Source organism: Dolichospermum sp. LEGE 00246, from assembly GCF_015207865.1.
Taxonomy (GTDB): Bacteria; Cyanobacteriota; Cyanobacteriia; order Cyanobacteriales; family Nostocaceae; genus Dolichospermum; species Dolichospermum heterosporum.
Genome location: NZ_JADEWA010000634.1, coordinates 1 through 2,289 on the forward strand (window position 1 = coordinate 1; position 2,289 = coordinate 2,289).

Below are 2,289 nucleotides of genomic sequence, written 5' to 3' on the forward strand. Positions count from 1 at the left end.
AATATCGCCCCATCACGCCCAACGCCCAAGGATGGCTATGGAGTGAAGCCCTGGGCTTTTTCCTGGGTATTCACAATGGCCAATTGCGTTACTTCTCCTTAGAAGGCGCTATCATCCCTACTCCCCAAGAATCCGCCAAAGATGAAATGCTCAAAGCCAACCAAGCAATTCAAATAGCAAAACAAGAATCCCAAAGGGCTGAACAAGAATCCCAAAGGGCTGAACAAGAATCTCAAAGGGCTGAACAAGAATCCCAAAGGGCTGAACAAGAATCCCAAAGGGCTGAACAAGAATCTCAAAGGGCTGAACAAGAATCCCAAAGGGCTGAACAAGAATCCCAAAGGGCTGAACAAGCTAACACGGAATTGTATGAATTAAAGCAAAAAATGCGATCGCTGGGTATTTCTCTTGACTAAGGGACTTCCAATTAAAAAAATACCCAAAAATTTCTTGTGGTGCGGGACGAATTGCCCGCTAATCATCAAGGACGGGCAGATAAGAGTTACAAAAAATAGATTCGATATTGTCCGAGAGTGACAGAACCGGGATAGTATTGAACAGTGAGTTGGGCTTTGATGGTCTTTTTGATCTCAGTCACTCCCATAAGTGTAAGCGTGCCGCAAAACGTAGGGAAGTGTGTGAAGTATATCACACAGATAGTTGAATCTTGGCAACAGCGATTAAATACAGGAGATAATTAACAATGTATCAAAGTGATGTGTATAGCAAACCCAGCTATGAGCCATTACCTCCTCACCAAACACTGCCAACGATGTATGATTTACCTAGCGAAGATCCAGAGGAACCAGGGTTGCCAGACGAATTTCACCTGTTACAACCAGAATTATTGCGTAGTACCTTTCGACCGCCTTCTTATGCAGAAGATAATGTATTTACAGGTAGTGACTTAAATTTATACTACGACAGCAAGCATACACAATGGTATAAAAAACCAGATTGGTTTGCAGTTTTGGGGGTATCCCGTTTTTATGAACAAACAGAACTAAGATTAAGTTATGTTACTTGGTATGAAGGAACATATCCCTTTGTGGTAGTAGAATTAATATCTCCAGGAACAGAGAACGAAGACTTAGAGAGAAATTTACGGGAAGTTAATCAACCACCTAATAAATGGACGGTATATGAGCAAATTCTCAGAATCCCTTATTATTTTGTCTATAACCATACTGACGAGATTCACTGTTATGGTTTGGTAATGAACCGTTATCAACCCCTCTCTATTAATGGATTAGGGGTATGGTTAGAAGAAGCTGAATTGGGTTTAGGGTTATGGGAGGGAGAATATCAAGGTCTAACTAGACAGTGGTTACGTTGGTATGATCAAGAAAATAATTGGTTGCTTACACCAGAAGAACGAGAAAAGCAACGGGCAGATTTAGCTGAAGCAGAATTAGCTAAACTAAGACAGTTAATAGCAGAACAAGGAATTAATCTGTAAGCAAAATTAAGGTTATAAGAAATGGCTTATAGTGACTTTACTCTAGACAGAATCACTAAAATATTTGGCATTAATATTGAAGAAAGAACAAATTTTTTCACCGCTTTCGACCAGTTAACAGTTGATGCTTTTTTTATCAAATACTTACAAAATAATATTCCCTTAGCTCAAGCAATTAGTACAGAGAAAGCCAAATCAGAAATGATTATTGCGCCTGTTTTAATTGAAGTAAGAAGATTATTAGATAATAAAATTAGTTTATTCTCAGGAATTGATTTTAATGTGAATATTGAGCAGGGTTTAAATGGGTTTTGCGATTTCTTAATCGGTCTATCATCTCAACAGTTATATGTAACATCTCCTGTGATTGCTTTGGTGGAGGCGAAAAATGATAATCTTAAACAAGGATTCGCTCAATGTATTGCAGAGATGATTGCTGCTGCTCAATTAAATCAATCGGAGGGAAATAATGTTGAAAATATTTATGGTTGTGTTACCAATGGCAATCAATGGGTATTCTTGCAATTAACTGGTAATCTAGTGATAGTTGATTTAGATGAGTATTATATAAATCAACCAGAAAAAATTATTAGTGTATTCGTGAGTCTAATTAAGTCAGAGTTAGAGTTAAGTAGGTGAACACAATAAAACCAATCTATGTAAAGAAAAGTAAAATCACCCAAACCCTATTCGCTCTAAGGAAATGAACGAAAAATACAATAGTGCCAAAGAATGGCGTAAAGCAAATTACCGAAAACTAAAACAATATCGTGGAGAATGGATTATTTACACTAAGGATGGTGTAATAGCTCATCACCAAGATTATAGAA

At 37.5% G+C, this 2,289-nt stretch carries 3 protein-coding genes and 1 pseudogene; all 4 read left to right on the forward strand.

What is annotated here, in order from left to right:
• Positions 1 to 416: pseudogene (locus IQ228_RS24930) on the forward strand (hypothetical protein); the annotation flags it as partial.
• 287 nt (positions 417 to 703) lie between these two features.
• Entirely contained in the window at positions 704 to 1,459 is a 756-nt protein-coding gene (locus IQ228_RS24935) for a Uma2 family endonuclease (RefSeq protein ID WP_193964828.1), read from the forward strand.
• 21 nt (positions 1,460 to 1,480) lie between these two features.
• On the forward strand, positions 1,481 to 2,098 hold the full coding sequence (locus IQ228_RS24940) for a hypothetical protein (RefSeq protein WP_027402535.1): 618 nt from the start codon (positions 1,481 to 1,483) through the stop codon (positions 2,096 to 2,098).
• Positions 2,099 to 2,162: 64 nt separating this feature from the next.
• Positions 2,163 to 2,289, forward strand: a 127-nt coding sequence (locus tag IQ228_RS26985) for a DUF5678 domain-containing protein (protein WP_228044070.1), incomplete at its 3' end; no start/stop codon positions are given.

Bases quoted from the DNA above. Each gene is read 5' to 3' on its own strand.
- IQ228_RS24935 (WP_193964828.1), top strand. From the start codon at position 704: ATGTATCAAAGTGATGTGTATAGCAAACCCAGCTATGAGCCATTACCT.
- IQ228_RS24940 (WP_027402535.1), top strand. From the start codon at position 1,481: ATGGCTTATAGTGACTTTACTCTAGACAGAATCACTAAAATATTTGGC.